We start from the raw sequence: 2662 nt of genomic DNA, 5'->3' as shown, positions 1-2662 counted from the left end.
GGTTTCGCCATGTTAAATTGGATGACAAAAAATAACCTAATGGGTGGGATATATAGCAAACCGCTAGTTACCGGAAATTTGGCTCATTTTTTTATCGGTTCGTCTGCCTTAATAAAAATGGTGGGAAAATATTCTGGAAATCACTTTTTTATTATCCTTTCCCTGACCATAATTTACTGTTTATTCACTTTATGTTTCGGCTATATATTTACAACGACTCCAGGTAAAGTAGCAGCTGCCAATTAACAGATAGTGCTAATACTGTTTTGCAAAGCAATTAATCTGCAAAGGTAAGTACATATCCATTACAGTCTTTGATGGTAAATTCTGTTGCTCCATAGAATGTCTTTTGCAGGCCATGTAAAACAGTTACGTGATCTTTTATTGAGTCAAAGAAACTATTGATATCTTTAACTTTAATGTAAAGCAACAATGAACCACCATCCTGCCTGCTGATCTCTGGTAAGCGATCTTCAATATTTTTAAATGATTCAAACATAAGTGTAACGTTGCCATTCTGCATCATTGCCCAAATAGGTTCCTCTCCATTTTCAGGGACAGTCATCACTGATTTAAATCCTATTAAGTTATAAAACTGCATTGTGCTGTTTACGTCATTCACATACATGTTTGGTGATAATGATTCCATATTCTTCTTCTAATTTTTTTTCAAATTTAAGTTTACCATACCAGATTGCATTGGAAAAATCCGACAACTTACAACTGGGTAGGTGTAAGCCCAGCATATTCTTTAATTTCATTACATAAATGTGCCTGGTCATAATACCCGCTAGCAAAGGCAATTTGAGTCAAACTTTGTCCGGCAGTATTATTTTGGATCACCTTAACAGTATGAGTAAAATAATATCGGTACAGCCATCAGGTAGGATTCGATGCAATTTTGATGGAAGAACATTAACAGTCTTGATTGTCTAATAAGCATCAATATAATTTATTAATGCTGGATGGGGTGAATATTCATGGTAACTCATGACTGAAATTCAATGTGGAAATTAGAGTTAGTTAGATGGAAGGTAATTAGTTTATCAGCATTTTTTGCAGCACGTCTTTCAATTCTAATACTTCAGTTTTAGATAAGTTTCCTATTTTGGAACCTATACGACTTCGGTCAATAACTTTTATTTGATCGGTAGCTACTGAACCTTGTTTTCCTGAAATCATACATTTTACGCGCCAAGGATATGTTTTAACGGTGGACGTTATTGGGATGATAATCAAAGTTTTTAAAAACTGGTTCATTTCATTTGGACTTACTACTACGCATGGCCTTGTTTTAGCCATTTCACTTCCTTGAGTAGGATCTAATGAGATCCAGTAGACCTCATATTGCTTAATTTCCTTTACCATGTCCATTCTTCCTGATCAAAGTCAGTAGGAACATCATCTAACAAGAGTTCATCATCTCCTGAAGCATGCATTTGTTGCGCTGCTTCGGCCCATCCTTGACGAGGATCAGGTTTAATAATGATTGCACCATCGATGATATCAATATGCACGGTTGACTTAAAAGACAGATTAAGTTTCCTTAAAACAGTGGCCGGGAGAATAATTCCCTGGCTGTTACCAATATTTATAATATTCGTCTTCATTTGTTATAACATTAATCGCTTAATTAAATGAATATACAAAATAAGTTATAACATTACAGCTCTTTAAGTTGCTTATGTTAAAAGGATGACGATAAATTTTCTTAAAAATCATCTAAGGGAAGTGTTGAAATGAAATTGTCAATAACGCTACATTGTCTGCTATTAGAAAAGGTAAAGCACCCATTTGCCTAATTAAAAAATTATTTCAATAGCACATCCAATACATTTTTCAGTTCTGAACTTCTTAGATCTAGCTTTACTATTTTACCATCCGGTGCAATCAAAAAGGAAGTGGGATAGAAGGAAATATGATATCCCTTATATAGTGAAGTTTGTATATTTGAAATCAGTGTTGGCCACTTGATTTTATAATTGTCTAGCAACTCTTTAACCTTACCTTTTTGCCGTTCATCTGCCATTCCTATAAATTCTATCTTTGCCTTGTCATAACTGTTGTATAATTTTACCAAGGCTGGGAAATCTGCAATGCATGGCCCACAGGAGGTGCTCCAAAAATCAACAAATACATATTTGCCACGCAATGTGGCTAGACTAACGAGTTTTCTATCCTGAAGATTGATTCCGGTAATTTCAGGCGCAAAATGGCCTGCTTGTGTTGAAGGTTTTTCCAGCACTACATTGATGTCTTTCGAATTGTTCTTTTGAAAAATTAACCTTTGGCCATTGTCTTCTGATCTTACATAAGTGAAGTTATCTGCTCCTAATCTTAAAACTTCATGGAGATTAATACCTGCTTCTTTTGGTGCAGGACTGAATGAGGGAAGGTCAGGCAGTAGGAAAATAGTCTTTTTGAATGGACTCAAAACTTCAACACACAAAAGATGTTTCTCCCCCTTGTAACTAAAACGGCTATACCGGAACTCCGGAAAGGCAAAATAGAGGAGGGATTGCTTATCAGAATTACTTCTGGACTTCCTAATGACTAAGGAGATGTTTTCTTCGCTAACTTTTTGATTAGAAAATGCCTCTATCCATATCTTGCAAACCAATTCAGATAGGTTGGAAACATAGTTCTGCTCAGTCAGTGTTCT

Annotated in this window: 6 protein-coding genes; 1 reads left to right on the top strand and 5 read right to left on the bottom strand. The window is 35.4% G+C overall.

Annotated features, from left to right (window positions below):
* The coding region (locus ACR2F7_RS16240; protein WP_432714590.1) for a hypothetical protein at positions 1 to 246 on the top strand (246 nt) is incomplete at its 5' end.
* Between the two features lie 31 nt (positions 247 to 277).
* On the opposite strand, the gene ACR2F7_RS16235 is transcribed toward ACR2F7_RS16240, so the two are convergent.
* The 5 genes from ACR2F7_RS16235 to ACR2F7_RS16215 all read right to left on the bottom strand — a co-directional run.
* Entirely contained in the window at positions 278 to 649 is a 372-nt protein-coding gene (locus tag ACR2F7_RS16235) for a VOC family protein (protein WP_432714589.1), read from the bottom strand.
* A 68-nt stretch (positions 650 to 717) separates the two neighbouring features.
* Entirely contained in the window at positions 718 to 843 is a 126-nt protein-coding gene (locus ACR2F7_RS16230; protein WP_432714588.1) for an AraC family transcriptional regulator, read from the bottom strand.
* Positions 844 to 1038: 195 nt separating this feature from the next.
* Positions 1039 to 1374 (bottom strand): type II toxin-antitoxin system PemK/MazF family toxin, encoded by a 336-nt coding sequence (locus tag ACR2F7_RS16225; RefSeq protein ID WP_432714587.1) that lies wholly within the window; start codon positions 1372 to 1374, stop codon positions 1039 to 1041.
* Positions 1362 to 1610 carry an AbrB/MazE/SpoVT family DNA-binding domain-containing protein gene (locus ACR2F7_RS16220; RefSeq protein WP_432714586.1) on the bottom strand — a complete coding sequence of 83 codons (249 nt, stop codon included), beginning with the start codon at positions 1608 to 1610 and terminating at the stop codon, positions 1362 to 1364. The genes ACR2F7_RS16225 and ACR2F7_RS16220 overlap by 13 nt, the downstream gene beginning before the upstream one ends.
* 200 nt (positions 1611 to 1810) lie before the next feature.
* On the bottom strand, positions 1811 to 2662 hold an 852-nt coding region (locus ACR2F7_RS16215; RefSeq protein ID WP_432714585.1), incomplete at its 5' end, for a TlpA family protein disulfide reductase.

The organism is Pedobacter sp., assembly GCF_045628745.1.
GTDB lineage: Bacteria > Bacteroidota > Bacteroidia > Sphingobacteriales > Sphingobacteriaceae > Pedobacter.
The sequence above is the reverse complement of the archived record's forward strand: the minus strand, read 5'-3'. Positions and strand labels throughout refer to the sequence as shown.